Source organism: Aeromonas salmonicida (assembly GCF_028355655.1).
GTDB lineage: Bacteria > Pseudomonadota > Gammaproteobacteria > Enterobacterales > Aeromonadaceae > Aeromonas > Aeromonas salmonicida.
Genome location: NZ_CP110645.1, coordinates 2053811 through 2068811 on the forward strand (window position 1 = coordinate 2053811; position 15001 = coordinate 2068811).

At 62.8% G+C, this 15001-nt stretch carries 13 protein-coding genes and 1 pseudogene; 6 read left to right on the forward strand and 8 right to left on the reverse strand.

What is annotated here, in order from left to right:
* The first annotated feature begins 70 nt into the window (after positions 1-70).
* The 5 genes from ONZ54_RS09925 to ONZ54_RS09945 all read left to right on the forward strand — a co-directional run bounded on the left by ONZ54_RS09925 (position 71) and on the right by ONZ54_RS09945 (position 5025).
* Positions 71-1678 (forward strand): ABC transporter substrate-binding protein, encoded by a 1608-nt coding sequence (locus ONZ54_RS09925; RefSeq protein WP_271788038.1) that lies wholly within the window; start codon positions 71-73, stop codon positions 1676-1678.
* On the forward strand, positions 1663-2673 hold the full coding sequence (locus ONZ54_RS09930; protein WP_271788039.1) for an ABC transporter permease: 1011 nt from the start codon (positions 1663-1665) through the stop codon (positions 2671-2673). The genes ONZ54_RS09925 and ONZ54_RS09930 overlap by 16 nt, the downstream gene beginning before the upstream one ends.
* Positions 2663-3478 carry an ABC transporter permease gene (locus ONZ54_RS09935; protein ID WP_271788040.1) on the forward strand — a complete coding sequence of 272 codons (816 nt, stop codon included), beginning with the start codon at positions 2663-2665 and terminating at the stop codon, positions 3476-3478. The genes ONZ54_RS09930 and ONZ54_RS09935 overlap by 11 nt, the downstream gene beginning before the upstream one ends.
* The gene (locus tag ONZ54_RS09940) at positions 3472-4260 is read left to right on the forward strand and encodes an ATP-binding cassette domain-containing protein (RefSeq protein WP_219615597.1); all 789 of its coding nucleotides are present in this window, start codon (positions 3472-3474) and stop codon (positions 4258-4260) included. The genes ONZ54_RS09935 and ONZ54_RS09940 overlap by 7 nt, the downstream gene beginning before the upstream one ends.
* Positions 4261-4383: 123 nt before the next feature.
* Positions 4384-5025, forward strand: coding sequence for an ATP-binding cassette domain-containing protein (locus ONZ54_RS09945; protein ID WP_271788041.1), 642 nt, complete (start codon positions 4384-4386; stop codon positions 5023-5025).
* 90 nt (positions 5026-5115) lie between these two features.
* Here ONZ54_RS09945 and hypB read toward each other — a convergent pair.
* Positions 5116-5886, reverse strand: a pseudogene (gene hypB, locus ONZ54_RS09950) (hydrogenase nickel incorporation protein HypB); the annotation flags it as partial.
* On the opposite strand from hypB, the gene ONZ54_RS23250 reads away from it, so the two are divergent.
* Positions 5803-6246: a hypothetical protein gene (locus tag ONZ54_RS23250; RefSeq protein ID WP_271788268.1), complete on the forward strand. Its 444-nt coding sequence runs from the start codon at positions 5803-5805 to the stop codon at positions 6244-6246. The pseudogene hypB and the gene ONZ54_RS23250 sit on opposite strands and share 84 nt — an antisense overlap.
* On the opposite strand, the gene hypA is transcribed toward ONZ54_RS23250, so the two are convergent.
* From hypA to selA, 7 genes are all read right to left on the reverse strand, one after another.
* Positions 6224-6565 (reverse strand): hydrogenase maturation nickel metallochaperone HypA, encoded by a 342-nt coding sequence (hypA, locus tag ONZ54_RS09960; protein WP_271788042.1) that lies wholly within the window; start codon positions 6563-6565, stop codon positions 6224-6226. The genes ONZ54_RS23250 and hypA overlap by 23 nt on opposite strands.
* A 69-nt stretch (positions 6566-6634) precedes the next feature.
* On the reverse strand, positions 6635-7639 hold the full coding sequence (gene hypE, locus ONZ54_RS09965) for a hydrogenase expression/formation protein HypE (RefSeq protein WP_271788043.1): 1005 nt from the start codon (positions 7637-7639) through the stop codon (positions 6635-6637).
* The gene (gene hypD, locus ONZ54_RS09970) at positions 7636-8754 is read right to left on the reverse strand and encodes a hydrogenase formation protein HypD (RefSeq protein WP_271788044.1); all 1119 of its coding nucleotides are present in this window, start codon (positions 8752-8754) and stop codon (positions 7636-7638) included. The genes hypE and hypD overlap by 4 nt, the downstream gene beginning before the upstream one ends.
* Positions 8748-8999: a HypC/HybG/HupF family hydrogenase formation chaperone gene (locus ONZ54_RS09975; RefSeq protein ID WP_042871412.1), complete on the reverse strand. Its 252-nt coding sequence runs from the start codon at positions 8997-8999 to the stop codon at positions 8748-8750. Before ONZ54_RS09975 ends, hypD begins: the two co-directional genes overlap by 7 nt.
* A 5-nt stretch (positions 9000-9004) precedes the next feature.
* Entirely contained in the window at positions 9005-11407 is a 2403-nt protein-coding gene (hypF, locus tag ONZ54_RS09980; RefSeq protein ID WP_271788045.1) for a carbamoyltransferase HypF, read from the reverse strand.
* Positions 11404-13293 carry a selenocysteine-specific translation elongation factor gene (gene selB / locus ONZ54_RS09985; protein WP_271788046.1) on the reverse strand — a complete coding sequence of 630 codons (1890 nt, stop codon included), beginning with the start codon at positions 13291-13293 and terminating at the stop codon, positions 11404-11406. Before selB ends, hypF begins: the two co-directional genes overlap by 4 nt.
* A 4-nt stretch (positions 13294-13297) precedes the next feature.
* On the reverse strand, positions 13298-14773 hold the full coding sequence (selA, locus tag ONZ54_RS09990) for an L-seryl-tRNA(Sec) selenium transferase (protein ID WP_271788047.1): 1476 nt from the start codon (positions 14771-14773) through the stop codon (positions 13298-13300).
* Between the last annotated feature and the right edge of the window lie 228 nt (positions 14774-15001).

Consider the following 15001-nt stretch of genomic DNA (forward strand, 5'->3'; position numbering starts at 1 on the left):
TGGCCCCTCACTCGCTTCTTCGTTTGACGTTTTTTTTCGAGGTGAGTGGTACAAACGAACAAGGAATCTTATGACCATTCAATGCCATGGCCACCGCAAGGGTGTGCCTGTCGTCGCGGCCACTTTGCTGGCCCTGTTCTCAAGCGGACTCTCTCATTCCGTACTGGCTGCCCAACCTGTGCCTGCCGAACTCAAACTCGCCATTGGCGCCGAACCCACCGAAGGGTTTGACCCCTTGCTGGGCTGGAGTCACGGCAGCTACCTGCTGCTGCACAGCCCGCTGCTCAAGCAGAACGCCGATCTCAGCTGGCAGAATGTGCTCACCCAAGCGGTGACCCCGAACCAGGATGGCAAGGGGTGGCTTATCACCCTCAAGCCCGATCTGAAATTCTCCAACGGTGCGCCCCTGACCGCCGAGGATGTGGCCTTTACCTACAAGAGCGCAGCCAAGGGCGGCGGCAAGATCGACATGGGCAACTTTGTCTCGGCCAAAGTGGTCTCGCCCACCGAGGTCGCCATCGTCTTGAGCGCCCCCCAGAGCACCTTCGTCAATGTGCTGGGATCCTTGGGGATAGTGTCAAAGCACGATTACAACGCCAAGACGTACGCCCAAAAGCCTGTCGGCGCAGGCCCTTACCAGCTGGTGAGCTTCCTGCCCGGTCAGCAACTGGTGGTGGAAGCGAACCCCCATTACGCCGGTGGCAACAATGATTTCAAACGGCTGGTGTTTGTCTTTATCGATGAAGAGAGCGCCTATGCCGCCGCCCAGAGCAGCCAGCTCGATCTGGTGCGCATTCCCCCGTCGCTGGCGCCCACTGTGCCTGCTTCACTCAAGCTGTGGGTTCGGCCGAGCGTGGAGAACCGTGGCATCGTCTTCCCGATCCCCCCTGCGGGCGGCAAGGATGCCAAGGGTTATCCCGTCGGCAACGATGTGACCGCCGATGTGGCGGTGCGCCGCGCCATCAACTATGCCATCGACCGCAAGCTGCTGGCCGACCAGCTGCTGGAAGGGCACGCCATCCCTGCTTACAGCGCGGTGGAAGGCTTGCCCTGGCTGAACAAAGCCACCGCCTTCAAGGACGGCGATACCGCCCATGCCAACGCCTTGCTCGACGAAGCGGGCTGGAAGATGGGCAGCGATGGCATTCGCCACAAGGGCGATCTACGCGCCGCCTTTACTCTCTGGTACACCAGTGGCGACAGTACCCGCCGGGATCTGGCGGAAGCGGTGCGGGCCATGCTCAAACCTATTGGCCTCGACGTGAGCCTCAAATCCGGCAGCTGGGAGCAGGTCGAGCGCGAGATGCACGCCAACCCGGTGTTGATGGGGTGGGGGAGTCTGGATCCCATGGAGCTCTATCACCACTACCAGAGTGGTTCGGGCGGCGTTGAGTTCTACAACCCGGGCTATTACAGCAACCCTGTGGTGGATGGCCACCTCAAGCAGGCGCTGGATGCCCCGAACTGGCAGGCGGCGGTGCCGTTCTGGCAGCAGGTGGAGTGGGATGGCAAGACAGGCGCCGGGGTGCAGGGGGATGCCGCCTGGGCTTGGCTGCTCAATGTGCAGCACACGTATCTGGCCAACCGCTGCATCGACCTTGGCAAGGGGGCGCCGGAAATTCACGGTAGCTGGTCCCTGCTCAACAACCTCTCTGACTGGCGGTGGACGTGCCGCTAAGTTCGACCTTGAGTCATTCCGGTTATCTGTTGCTAAAAGCCCTGCTGCGTCTGGCAGGGCTCTTGTGTCTGGTCTCTGTCGCCACCTTTGTGCTGCTCAGCTACTCCCCCATTGATCCCATCAAGGCCTATATCGGCAATGATCTGCTCCATGTGCCTCCGGAACAGTACGCCCGTATTGCCGCTCGCTGGGGGCTGGATCAGCCGCTCTGGCTGCGCTACTGGCACTGGTTTACCCAGGTGCTGCAGGGGGATCTCGGCTACTCCATGCTCTACAACGCGCCTGTGGCTCAGGTGGTCGGCAGCCGCTTTGCCGCCTCCTTCCTGCTGCTGGCGGGGGCCTGGCTGCTCTCCGGCTTTTTCGGCATCCTGCTGGGACTGTGCGCCGGTCGCTATCTCAACCGCTGGCCTGATCGTCTTATTTGCCGTTTTGCCTACCTGCTCGCCTCCCTGCCCACCTTCTGGGTTGGCCTCTTGCTGCTCGCCCTGTTTGCGGTGCACTGGCCACTATTGCCGGTCTGCTGCGCCTGGACGCCGGGCCTCTCTGCCGATGAGGCTGACTGGCTGATGCGATTGCGCCATCTGCTGCTGCCGGTCACCACACTGGCACTGCTCGGGGTGGGCAACATTGCCCTCCATACCCGGGGGCGGGTGGCCGAGGTGCTGGAGAGCGACTTTATCCGCTATGCCCGCGCCCAGGGGGATGGCGGCTGGCCCATGCTGCGTTTTCACGTGCTGCGCCACGCCCTGACTCCGGCGCTCTGCCTGCAGTTTGCCTCCCTCGGTGAGTTGATTGGCGGGTCGCTGTTGGCGGAGAAAGTTTTCTCTTATCCGGGGCTCGGGCAGGCGACCGTGGATGCGGGGCTGAGGGGGGATATCCCCCTGTTGATGGGCATAGTGCTTTTTTGCACCCTGCTGGTCTTTATTGGCAATACGGTGGCCAGTCTGCTGCTGGCGCGCATCAATCGGGGCTGGGAGGGTGAACATGCTGTTTAATCCGTTTCCCTCCATAGTGCGCCTCGGCGTGGCGCTGATAGGATTGGCGCTGCTGGCCGCCTACGGCTGGAGCTTGTCGGCTCAGGATGTGCCCATGGATCTGCTGGCCCGTCAGCAGGCTCCATCGCTGGTCCACTGGTTCGGGACCGATCAGATGGGGCGGGATCTCTGGCTGCGGGCTTTTCAGGGCACCCTCACCAGTCTGGAGCTCGGCATCAGCACGGCGCTGTGCAGTGGTCTGCTGGCCATGGTGGCGGCAAGCGTGTCGCTCATTCACCCCAGATGTGATGCGGCGGTGCGGCTGCTCATTGACGCCATGCTGGCGCTGCCCCATATGCTGCTGCTGATCCTGATCTGCTTTACCGTGGGGGGCGGCATACGCGGGGTGATCCTGGCGGTGGCGCTCACCCACTGGCCCAAGCTGGCGCTCATTCTCTGCGCTGAAGCGCGGCGGATCGCCTGCAGCGACTACATGGTGCTGGCCCGCTGTCAGGGGATGGGGGCGCTGCGTCGCTGGCGCACCCACCTGCTGCCGGGGTTGTTGCCCCAGTGGTTTATCGGCACCTTGCTGATGTTTCCCCATGCGGTGCTGCACAGCGCGGCCTTGAGTTTTCTCGGCTTTGGTCTGGCGGCCCACGAGGCCTCCCTTGGCCTGCTGCTGGCAGATGCGTTGCGTTATCTGGCCGGTGGCGGCTGGTGGCTGGCGCTCTTCCCGGGCCTGATGTTGCTGCTGCTGGTACTGCTGTTTGATCAGGCTACCCGTGCCCTGCAACAGCTGCTGTGGCACAGGAGTGAACCATGTTGAGTTTTGACCATGTGACCATAGAGGCTGCCCACTATTCCTGGCTGGGGCGGCGCAGCTGGCAGCCATTGCTGACCGATATCAGCTTGCAACTGGCGCCGGGGGAAATAGTGGCGCTGGTGGGGGGGAGCGGCGAGGGAAAGAGCCTGCTGCTGCAAAGCGCCCTGACTCTGCTGCCGGACAACCTGCGGATGCGCGGCACACTCTCCCTTGATGGCACGCCCCTGTGCGACGCCAGCCGGGCCCGTCTGCGCGGCCACACCCTCTGCTATGTGCCGCAGGGGGTGAGCGCCCTCAATCCGCTGCTGACGGTGGAGCGCCAGCTTGGCCGGGCGGCGCGTCTGTGTGGCCAGAACGGTTCTCGCGAGCGGCTCGGCGAGCAACTGCTGCGCTACCAGCTGCCCGCTGCCACTCTGGACAGCTATCCGCGCCAGCTCTCCGGCGGCATGGCAAAGCGCATTCTGGCCTGCACCGCGGCGCTCGGCGGCGCCCGCTACATTCTGGCGGACGAGATCACCGCCTGGCTCGACGAGGAGCTGGCCTGCCTGTTGCTCAGCCAATTGCGCGAATTGGCCAATCAGGGCAGCGGTATCCTCTGGGTCACTCACGATCTGGCGCTGGCGGCCCGTTTTGCCGATCGCATCGTGGCGCTGCATCAGGGGCAGGTGAGCGATACCTTGAGCTGCCACCATCTGCGCCAGGGGCAGGGGAGCGAGATGCTCCGTGCCCACTGGCAGGCGCTGCCGGAGTTCAACACGCTCTTCTCTGTGCCGGAGGTTTCCTGATGTTTTCATCTCTGAAACGGATAGTCCGCTGCGTGGCAGATATGCAATGGCTGGTATTCAATGTCAGGCCTGGCCGCAGCGCCATTCACTCTTTGTTACCCCGGTTACCCTGGAGGTCAGCGGATGTTTGAAGTACGGGATCTCACCATTGCCCAGGGAGAACGCCCCCTCTGGCAGGGGTTGTCGCTGACGGTGAAAGCGGGCGAACGGCTCGGTATCTCTGCCCCGAGTGGTTATGGCAAGACCACGCTGGGGCGGGTATTGGCGGGTTGGCAACCGGTTCGGGGAAGCGGGGAAATGCGGCTGGATGGGCAGCCGGTGCCTGAACAGGTTAAAGGCTATAACCCCATCCAGCTGGTGCCCCAGCACCCGGAACTCACCTTCAATCCCTATCGCACCACAGGGCAGGCGCTGTGGGATGTATGGCGCCCCGATGACGCCATGCTGGCTCGCTTTATGGTCAAACCTGCGTGGCTCAGTCGTAAACCCGGCCAGCTCTCCGGTGGCGAGCTGGCCCGCATCGCGCTGCTGCGCGCCCTCGATCCCCGCACCCGGTTGCTTGTCGCCGATGAGGTGGCTGCCCAGTTGGATCCGCAAATCCAGCGCCAGCTCTGGCTGGAGTTGATGCGCGAGAGCGAGCAGCGTGGGCTCGGCATCCTGATTTTTAGCCACCAACAGGCGCTGCTGCGCCAGATCTGTCATCGGGTGCTGCGCTTTGGTGAGGAGCCAGCAGAGCAGGAGCCGATGGTTTGCAATGTGGCCTGAGGGCTGGGGGCGCAGTCAGCACAATAAAAGAGAGGGAGGCATCAGCCTCCCTCTTTTGTTACCCACAGTTATCAGTGGCGTTTAACCGGTTCAGGCCGTGGCCAGCCAGTTGAGCCAGGCATCCATCCCTTCACCCGTGGTGGCGCTGACCTGGATCACCTGAATATAGGGGTTGACCCGTTTGGCGTTCTCGATGCAGCGGGCCACGTCAAAGCTGACGTAGGGCAGCAGATCGATCTTGTTGATCACCATCAGCTGGGCAGCGGCAAACATGTCCGGGTACTTGAGGGGCTTCTCTTCCCCTTCGGTGACGGAGAGGATCGCCACCTTGTACTTCTCGCCGAGATCGAAGCTGGCGGGGCAGACCAGATTACCCACGTTCTCGATAAAGAGGATGCCCCCTTCATTGGCGGGCAGCTGGTGGCAGGCGTCGTGGACCATTTTGGCGTCCAGATGGCACCCCTTGCCGGTGTTGATCTGCACGGCAGGGACGCCGGTGACACGGATGCGATCTGCATCGGCGCTGGTCTGCTGATCCCCTTCGATCACGGCGCAGGGGCGCTTGTCAGCCAGCTGGCGCAGGGTTTCACACAGCAAGGTGGTCTTGCCTGAACCCGGGCTCGACACCAGGTTAAGCACCAGCTGGGCCGCCTCGTCGAAGTGCTCGCGGTTGTGGGCCGCCAGCGCGTTGTTCTTGGCCAGCACGTCCATCTCGATGGCGATCAGCTGGCGCTGCCCCATGCCGGGGACCGACAATCCCGCTTCCCCTTTGCCGTAGTGCAGATCACCCTGCTGATGGTCATGGTCATGGTCATGGTCATGGTCATGGCTGTGATCATGGGGATGCGCGTGGGAATGGCCGTGGTCATGAGAGTGGACATGATCATGATGGTTGTCGTGGGGATGATCATGGTGCTGCTCGTGAGGGTGATCATGACCCTCTGCACCTGCGGGGGCCCGTACACCGTGGTAGTGGTGATGGACATCTCCCTGATGGTGATAGTGGTGGTGAATAATCAGGGTGCGCGGCGCGCTCTGCTCATGGGAATGTTGGTGATGAGCCTCATGAGTATGATGATGGCCGTGCTCATGGTGCTCATGGTGCTCATGGTGCTCATGAGCGTGGGGGGGGGCATGGTCGTGTTCATCTTCATGGCCGGCGATCCGCGCCTGGCCGCATCCGCATACGCTACACATATCAACTTACCTCGATGTCGGTGATGCGCAGGCTGTTCCCCTGCGCGACGCGTAATTTGTATCCGCCACACTCGGGACAGGCCTGCCCGCGCTCGGTGAGGGTGACCGTCTTGTTGCAGTCGTAACACCAGGTCTCTGCCGCCTGGTGCTGAAAGTGGAGCTGGGCCCCTTCGACGGCGGTGCCCTTGGCGGCAGCCTCGAAACAGAAGGCAATGGTGTCCGGGTCAACGCAGGAGAAGCTGCCGACCTCGAGCCAGAGGGCGGTCACCTTGTTAAAGCCCCGCTGGGTGGCCTGTTCGGCCGCCAGATCGATGGCGGCCATGGCCAGAGACATTTCGTGCATGGTGGCTCCTTAACCGATATGGGGAGGAGCAGTGACTCCTCCCTTTAATTGGGTGAACGGCATGGCCGATCAACAGATCCGCGGCAGCAGTTCCCCCTGGGGCAGCTCCAGATAACGGCGGCTGCCCCAGGGGTTATTGAGGATCACCTTGTGACGCTCGCTCGCTTGCACCACACCGATCTGGCTGGCTGCGGGGTTGAATTGCTGCAAGATGCCCAGTGCGTCCTGCGCCTGTTCGGCAGGCAGGGCCAGCACCATGGTCCCCTCGTTGGCGAGATCATGGGGCTCGAAGCCGTAGAGCTCGCACAGGCCACGCACCGGATCGCACACCGGAATGGCGGACTCCTCCAGCTCGATGGCCACTTGGGAGGCAGTGCTCCATTCATTCAGCACGGCGGCGAGGCCACCGCGGGTGGCATCGCGCAGGGCGTGAGGGGTAATACCTGCCTTCAGCAGCGCTTCTACCTGCGGCCAGAGGGTGGTGCAGTCGCTTTTCAGATCCGAGCCCAGCTGCAGGGCATCGCGGGCTATCAGGATGCAGGCGCCGTGGCTGCCGATATCCCGTGAGACCAGAATGGTGTCACCGGCCTTGAGGTTGCGCACCGAGATGCCCCGGCTCTGTTCGGGCAGCGGGAAGGTGCCGACCCCGCTGGTGTTGATAAAGATCTTGTCGGCGGCCCCCTTGGGCACCACCTTGGTGTCGCCACAGACGATGCGGGCGCCGCTCTTGGCAAGCTCCGCGGCCATCGACTCGACGATGCGAGTGAGATCGGCGTAGGGGAACCCCTCCTCGATGATAAAGCTGGCGCTCAGATACTCGGGCTTGGCCCCCATCATGGCGAGATCATTGACCGTGCCGGCGATGGCCAGTTTGCCGATATCGCCCCCCTCGAAGAAGAGCGGCGAGACGGTAAAGCTGTCGGTGGTGAAGGCGACGGGCCCGCTTACCGGCAGCAGGGCGGCATCTTCACCGCGCAGCAGGATCTCGTTACCAAAGTGGCGAAAGAAGAGCTGGTTGATCAGCTGATTCATCTCGACGCCACCGCCGCCGTGGCTAAGTTGGATTTCTCTCATTGTTCCTGGATCCCCATATATCGGTAGTAGGCATTGCAGGCCCCCTCGGAGCTGACCATGCAGCTGCCCATGGGCTGGGTCGGGGTGCAGCCCCGGCCAAAGACTTTGCACTGATTGGGCTTGGCCAGCCCGCGCAGAATATCGGCGCACTGGCACGCCTTGTGGTCATCGATGGGGGTCTGATCAAGTTGGAAGTGACGCTCCGCATCGCGCTTGGCAAAGGCATCCCGCAGGCGCAGGGCGGAGGCATTGATATCCCCCAGACCTCGCCAGCGAAAATGCTCGCGGGTCTCGAAAAAGCGCTCGACCAGCCGCTGGGCGGCTTTATTGCCACTGGCAGTGACGGCGCGGCTGTATTGCACCTCCAGGGCGTAGCGGCCTTCCACCTTCTGGCGCACCATCATCAGCAGTGCCTCCATCACATCCACCGGCTCGAAGCCGCTCACCACCACAGGCACCTGATAGCGATCGACGATGGGCAGGTAGATATCGGCGCCTGTGATGACGCTGACGTGAGAGGGGCCGATAAAGGCGTTCACCTTGGCCACTCCGTCGGCCATCACAGCGTGAATGGCGGGGGGCACCAGCACATGGTTGATATGAAACAAGAGGTTATCGACCCCTTGCTCTTCAGCTGCTGCCAAGAGCGCGGCCGTCATCGGGGTGGAGGTTTCGAAACCGATGGCGAAGAAGACCACGGTTTTCTCCGGGTTCTCTTTGGCGATGCGCAGGGCGTCGAGGGGGTCATAGACGGGGCGGATATCGCTCCCCTTGGCCCGCTGCTGGGCCAGCGTGCCTTTGGAGCCCGGCACCCGGATCATGTCACCCAGGGTGACCAGAATGACGTTGGGTTGGCGGGCCAGCTCGATGGCCTGATCGATCCGCTCTTTGGGCATGATGCAGACCGGGCAGCCGGGGCCGTGGACGAACTCTATGCTGGCCGGCAGCAACTGGGGCAGGCCGTATTTCATGATGGTGTGGGTATGGCCGCCGCACACCTCCATCACCCGCAGCGGTTCGGGGAGTAATTTGGCCAGTTCGGTGATCTGGGCGGCGAGGGCGCGGATGACGTCGGGCTGACGAAAGCCCTGAAACAGGTCATTCAAGGTCAGCATGGCAAGATATCCTGATCGGGCATCAGGGCCACCATCTGGCGGAAGCTCTCCAGGCTGGCCTGCGCCTCCTCTTCATCAATCTTGCTCATCACAAAGCCGATATGAAGCAGCACATAGTCGCCAAGGTTGAGGGGCTCTTCGAGCAGCATGCAGCTGACGCGCCGCTGCACCCCCAGTGTATCGACGGTGACGCAGTTATCTTCGGGGTGCAGCTGCACTACCTGAGAGGGGATGGATAGACACATGGATTTCAGGACTCCGACAAGGTGGCACAACCGGTTGTGACAGGCTGGTGCGTGGCAATATGGTGGATGGCAAACCAGAGCTGACCGGCGGCGATGCCACCGTCATTGAGCGGTAGGGTTTCAGAGGTTAATACCTGCCGTCCGGCCGCTTCGAGGCCGGGAACAAGCTGATCCATCAGCACCCGGTTTTGAAAGACGCCGCCTCCCAGCGCTACCGGATAGCCGGGGAAGCGCTCGGCCAGGGCAACGACCAAATCGCTGATGGCGCGGATAAAACCGGCGGCCAGGCTGGCGGTGGAGGTACCGTTTCTTTGCTCGCTGATAAGCAGATTGAGCAGCTTTGCCCACTCGATATGCAGTGGCCCCCCTGTTGATTGGCTTAGGCCAAAGGCGAGGGGGAAGGGCAATTCATCGGGGGTCAGCTGCAAGGCAGCCGCCTCCAGCAAAAGTCCCGCCTCGCCCTCGTAATCGGGGGTGTCGATCACCCCCAGCAGCGCCGCCACGGCATCGAACAGGCGGCCGATGGAGCTGGTGTAGGGGGCGTTGCGACCGAGGCGCCAGAGCTGGTGCAGATTGCTGATCCGCTCAGCTGGCAACTTGTTGATCAGCGGAATATCGAGGGCACTGATCTCCTCAGGGCTGTGCGATTCAAACAGCAGTCCCAACAGTTGGCGTACCGGCTCGCGGATGGCCGCCTCACCGCCGATCAGCTTGAAAGGCCTGAGGTGGGCAACGCGCGTAAAGCCCTTCACATCAGCCAGCAGCAGCTCGCCGCCCCAGAGGGTGCCGTCATCGCCAAGGCCTGTGCCGTCGAAGGCAACGCCTAGCACCGGGCCCCTGATGTCATGCTCGGCCATCACTGCCAGCAGGTGGGCGTGATGGTGCTGCACCTCGAGATGGGTTGCACCCTGATCGTGGCAATAGCCCTTGGCCCACTGGTGGCTGAGATAGCCGGGGTGGCAATCCGAGACCAGTAGTTCGGGCTTGAGATCGTAGAGATCGCGAAAGGTAGTGAGGGTCTGCTCGAAGTGGCCCTGCATCGGCAGGCTGTGCAGATCGCCTATATAGGGGCTGTAGATGCGCTGGCGACCGAAAGCCAGCGCCAGCTGGTTCTTCTGCTGCGCCCCGACTGCCAGCAGCGGCAAATTGACCGCCTGTTTCAGGCTGGGAGTGCAGGGGGCATAGCCCCGGGCGAGGCGCAACGTCTGGCGCCGCCCGCCCGCCCACTGCACCAGACTGTCGTCGCAGGGGTGCAGTATGGGGCGGTTGTGATCCAGAATGCCGTCAATATCGCCCCCGAGTTCCCTGACCACCGCCTCGCATTCGATCAGAATGGGGCTGCCGCGACCATTGGCGCTGGTCGCCACCAGCGGGATGGCACAGGCGTCCAGCAGCAGCTGGTGGAGCGGGGTGTAGGGGAGCATGACCCCAAGGTAGGGGATGCCGGGGGCGATCCCCTCGGCCAGCGGGGCCGCGGTGTGTTGGGATTCTGACGGCCGATCATCGTTTTTGCGCTTGCGCAGCAAGGTGATGGGTCTGGCCTGAGAGGCGAGCAGCTTCCACTCCGCTTCGCAGCCGGTGACATGCAGTTTGGCCTCGGCAAGTGAGCCCATCATCACCGCCAGCGGCTTGCGCGCGCGCCGCTTGAGCTGGCGAAGCCGTGCTACGGCGGACTCGCTGCGGGCATCGCATATCAGGTGATAACCTCCCATCCCCTTGACCGCGATAAGCTTGCCCGCTTGCAGGGCGCGAGCAGCCGCTTGCAGCGCATCCTCGCGCTCGGCCAGGGCATCGCCGTCGCCGCTGCGCCAGCTGAGATGGGGCCCGCACTCGGGGCAGCTCACAGGCTGGGCGTGGTAGCGTCTGTCCAGCGGGTTTTCATAAGCCGCCGCGCAGCGCGGGCACATGGCAAAGTCGGCCATGGCGGTGTGGGGGCGATCGTAGGGGAGGCGGCGGATAATGGTGTAGCGCGGGCCGCAGTGGGTGCAGTTGGTAAAGGGGTAGCGATGGTGGCGATCAGCGGGGTTAGCCACATCGCGGGCGCACCCCTCGCACATCCCCTGATCCGGCGAGATGGCGACCGTGGCGGCGTTCTGCTGCTGGCTGGCCTTGATATGGAATTGACCGTCGTAGTCGGGATTATGGTCGGGGTCAGCGTCGCGGGGCAGTGCCCGTTCGCTGAAATGATCGATTCGGCTCAGCGGCGGCGCCAATTCCCGCAGTTCGCGGGCAAAGGTGGCCAGCTGCTCGGGGCAACCCTCGGCACCTATGGTGACGCCGTTGGCATCGTTCAGCACATAGCCGGTAAGGCCGTGGCGCAGTGCCAACCCATAGACGAAGGGGCGAAAGCCGACCCCCTGCACTATGCCGTCGATATGAAATTCGCGGCGCAATCGGGTGGCCGTCATGCCGGCTCCTGCAGCAAGGCATCTTGAGTTTGTGGCAAACGCAGCACCCGGCGCTCGTTCTCCTCGCGCCGCACCCAGCCATCCATCTCCATGCGCAGGCAAAACGGAATGGCGTATTTACGCGACAAACCGGTGATCTCCTTGAGGGATGCCATGTCGATCAGATCTCCCACCTGCTGGCCCGCAAGCACGGCGGCGACCATCTGGTTGTAGAGCACGGCGTCGTAGTAGATGGGGCCATCGAGCTGCACCAGATACTTGAGTCGCGCCAGGTTGCGCAGCTGCTTTTGCAACGCGCCTTTTTGTTGCAAGCCCTGCTGCAGGGCCGCGGGCAGCTTGCGGGTGATAAAGGGATCCAGCTCCACGCTGCCGGGGCCCAGTTTACCGGGCTCGTAACCCTCCTTGCCTTGATCTCGCACCACTTTGAGCACCAGCTGCGCCTCTTCCCCCAGGTCATCTTCCGACTCGCCGCTGCCCGGCTGCCACTTGTCATGGTGCAGGCGAATAAGCTGCTCCCCCTTGAGCTGCTGGAGCAGGGCGTGAGTGACTGGCAGGGCGATGCCAAAGCGGGTCGCCAGCTCGGCGGCACTGAGCGGTTCGCTGGCCAGCGTAGCGAGCAGCTGATCGCGGCTCTGGGCCAGCCAGTGGTTATCCAGCAGCCAGTTACCGAGGGGGGTGACCTGCTCGGGCCGCTGGTCAAAGCGGCTGGCCAGCACATAGCCTTTGAGCCCCAGTTGCAGGGTTGCGGGGTTGTAGCGCTCGAGCTCATCAGGCAGCTCGCCCAGCAGGGCGTGCAGCGCCTTGCGTCTGGCGGGGTGGATGTCGCCGTACCAGACGATGCGGGCGCCGTGCAGCAGCTCGCTGCTGCCGTGGCGAATGATGGCGAGTGGCTGGCCAAAGAAGCAGGGAATGGGAGTCGCAAAGATCAACCGCGCCAGCCGGGTATCCTTGATGGGTACAAAGCGAGCCCGGCCATGCCAGCTGCCGAGGGCCACTTCCACTTCTTGTGTGCGTAGCGCCTTGGCGCTCAGGCTCTCGGCGTTGAGTCGCACGATAAGGTGGGTTGCCGCCTCGCACTGGCCAGCGGCGCTGGTGATGCAGTGACCGCGTGCCACCTCCTTGTGTGGCACTTTTTTAAGGCCCACCGCCACCCGACAGACGGCGCCAATCTCATTAAGGCTCTGGTGATAGGCCTGCAGGGAGCGCACCTGCACTTCCCGATCGGCGGGGTAGAGGCGCAGCTTGTCTCCCACCTTGAGGCTGCCCTGTTGCAAGGTGCCGGTGAGCACTGTGCCGGTGCCGTTGGCGGTAAAGACCCTGTCTACATACAGTCGCGGGACAGCCTGTTCGAGAAGAACATGATGCTCGGCCATATCCCCCAGCTGGAGCACGATGGCGGTGTGCAGGGCCGCCATATTCTCGCCGGTTTTGGCGCTGACGCTGACGATGTCGGGCACCATGCCGCTCTCGTCCATCACCCGCTCCAGCAGACTCTCTTCAAGGAGCTCCAACTCGTCGGGAGAGACAAGATCGCACTTGTTGATGCAGACCAGCAGGCGCGGCACCCCCATTGCCTTGAGCAGGCGCAGGTGATCGCCTGTCATCGGCATCCACCCCTCGTCGGCGGCGATCACCAGCAGCACCAGATCCAGACTCCAGAGTCCCGCCACCATGTTGCGGATATAGCGCTCGTGGCCGGGCACGTCGATGACGCCTATGGTGTTGCCCTGACCGTCGTCAAAGTGGGCAAAGCCGAGATCCTGGGTCATGCCGATGGCCTGCTCGTGGGCGCGGGCTGTGGTGATGCCGGTGAGGGCCTTGATCAGCAGGGTCTTGCCGTGATCCACGTGGCCGGCAAGACCGATAACGGCGCTATAGGGGGTCATGGGATCAGGGCTCCTCAGTTGCATTGATCGAGGCAGGTAGCAGCAGCTCGTGAAGCTGGGCGATCAGCAGCTCCATTTCGGTCGGCAGCAGGGTGGCCATATTGAGCAGCACCTTCTGCTGGCGCACGGTGGCGATGACCGGCACCGGCAGTTCCCGCAGGGCATCAAGCAGCTGCTGGGCCGGACGCGGGTCGGTGCATTCCAGCGCAGGCGCCGGGTAAAACTCGTCCGGCAGGGTGCCGCCGCCCACCACCAGCTGGGCGGGGATCGGCACAAAACAGCCGGGCAGGGCGGCCATCAGCTGGTCGGCGCGGGCCTGCATGGCGGCCGGGTTGCTCAAGGTGCGCTGGGCAATGCCCTCGCCGATGGGGGATTTGTTTAGCTTGTGAATGAGCAGGCGTTCCAGCAGGGAGTAGACGATGCGGCTCGGGCGAAAGGTGCGCATCATGGGGTGTTTTTCAAGCCGCTTGATGAGGTCGGCGCGGCCGCTGATGATGCCCGATTGCGGGCCCCCCAGCAGCTTGTCGCCGGAGTAGCAGACCAGATCCGCCCCCGCCTTGATGTACTGGCGCACCGAGGTTTCGTCCGGTGCAAACTCCTCGGTGGTCAATCCCGAGCCCTGATCCACCGCCAGCACCACGTGCTCTGGCAGGGCGCGGGCTACCTCGCCAATATCGGGGGATTCGGTAAAGCCGCGAATGGCGAAATTGGACTTGTGCACCATCAGCACCAGCGCGGTCTGATCGGTGATGGCATCGAGGTAATCTTTGGCAGTAGTGATATTGGTGGTGCCCACCTCCACCAGCTTGGCGCCGGAGAGCGCCAGAATGTCGGGAATGCGAAAGCCGCCGCCAATCTGGATCTGCTCGCCCCGCGAGACGATCACCTCGCGCCCCTTAGCTATCTCCTGCAGCAGCAAAAAGAGCGAGGCGGCGTTGTTGTTGACCACCAGCGAATCCTCAGCCTGGGTGAGGCAGCCAAGCAGGGGGGCGATCAGCCCCTTGCGCCCGCCGCGCTTGCCGGTGGCGAGATCCAGCTCCAGATTGTTGTACCCGGTGTTGAGGTCACGCACCTCGTCCCACAGCTCGCGACTTAGCGGCGAGCGCCCCAGATTGGTATGCACCAGGGTGCCGGTGGCGTTGATCACCCGGGTCTGACGTTGGCGCAGCTGTTGCTGGCAGCGCTTGGCAATCTGCGCCTCGATTTGCTCGGGGGGAACGCCGTGCTGGCGAAAATCTTCGCTCTGGCGCAATTCGCTCAGGGTATCGCGCACCGCCTGGGTCACCAGCGGGCGGCTCAGCGCATTGATATAACCGGCGAGAAAAGGTTGCTGCAGCAGCTGTTCCACTTGGGGCAAACGGCGCGTTTGTTGCTGGCTGGGCAGTGGCAGTGAATCTGGCAGTGAATCGTCGGCAGTGGGACATGATTCGGGCTGACTGTGAGAGTGGGCGATGGCTGGCGCGTGAGACGAGTTCGGCATGGGATTACCAGGGCAGAGCGTGGGTTTGACATGCACACAGCTTCGCCGATAGAGAGGCCGAGTTGACGGGTTATTTCAGTGCTGGCTGATTACTTATTCTTGCAAATATCGCGCATAAATTAATGATGAATTGATGCTGATAAATTAATTGTTGGCCAGAACGACAACCTGTGGTCGGATTATATTGGCAAGCGGCAAGCACCGTTTTTAAACAAGCATCAACCGGCT

Excerpts from the sequence above, each read along its gene's own strand:
- ONZ54_RS09925 (WP_271788038.1), top strand. The coding sequence starts at position 71 with ATGACCATTCAATGCCATGGCCACCGCAAGGGTGTGCCTGTCGTCGCG.
- ONZ54_RS09935 (WP_271788040.1), top strand. The coding sequence starts at position 2,663 with ATGCTGTTTAATCCGTTTCCCTCCATAGTGCGCCTCGGCGTGGCGCTG.
- ONZ54_RS09940 (WP_219615597.1), top strand. The coding sequence starts at position 3,472 with ATGTTGAGTTTTGACCATGTGACCATAGAGGCTGCCCACTATTCCTGG.
- ONZ54_RS09945 (WP_271788041.1), top strand. The coding sequence starts at position 4,384 with ATGTTTGAAGTACGGGATCTCACCATTGCCCAGGGAGAACGCCCCCTC.
- hypA (WP_271788042.1), bottom strand. The coding sequence starts at position 6,565 with ATGCACGAAATGTCTCTGGCCATGGCCGCCATCGATCTGGCGGCCGAA.
- hypE (WP_271788043.1), bottom strand. The coding sequence starts at position 7,639 with ATGAGAGAAATCCAACTTAGCCACGGCGGCGGTGGCGTCGAGATGAAT.
- hypD (WP_271788044.1), bottom strand. The coding sequence starts at position 8,754 with ATGCTGACCTTGAATGACCTGTTTCAGGGCTTTCGTCAGCCCGACGTC.
- ONZ54_RS09975 (WP_042871412.1), bottom strand. The coding sequence starts at position 8,999 with ATGTGTCTATCCATCCCCTCTCAGGTAGTGCAGCTGCACCCCGAAGAT.
- hypF (WP_271788045.1), bottom strand. The coding sequence starts at position 11,407 with ATGACGGCCACCCGATTGCGCCGCGAATTTCATATCGACGGCATAGTG.
- selB (WP_271788046.1), bottom strand. The coding sequence starts at position 13,293 with ATGACCCCCTATAGCGCCGTTATCGGTCTTGCCGGCCACGTGGATCAC.
- selA (WP_271788047.1), bottom strand. The coding sequence starts at position 14,773 with ATGCCGAACTCGTCTCACGCGCCAGCCATCGCCCACTCTCACAGTCAG.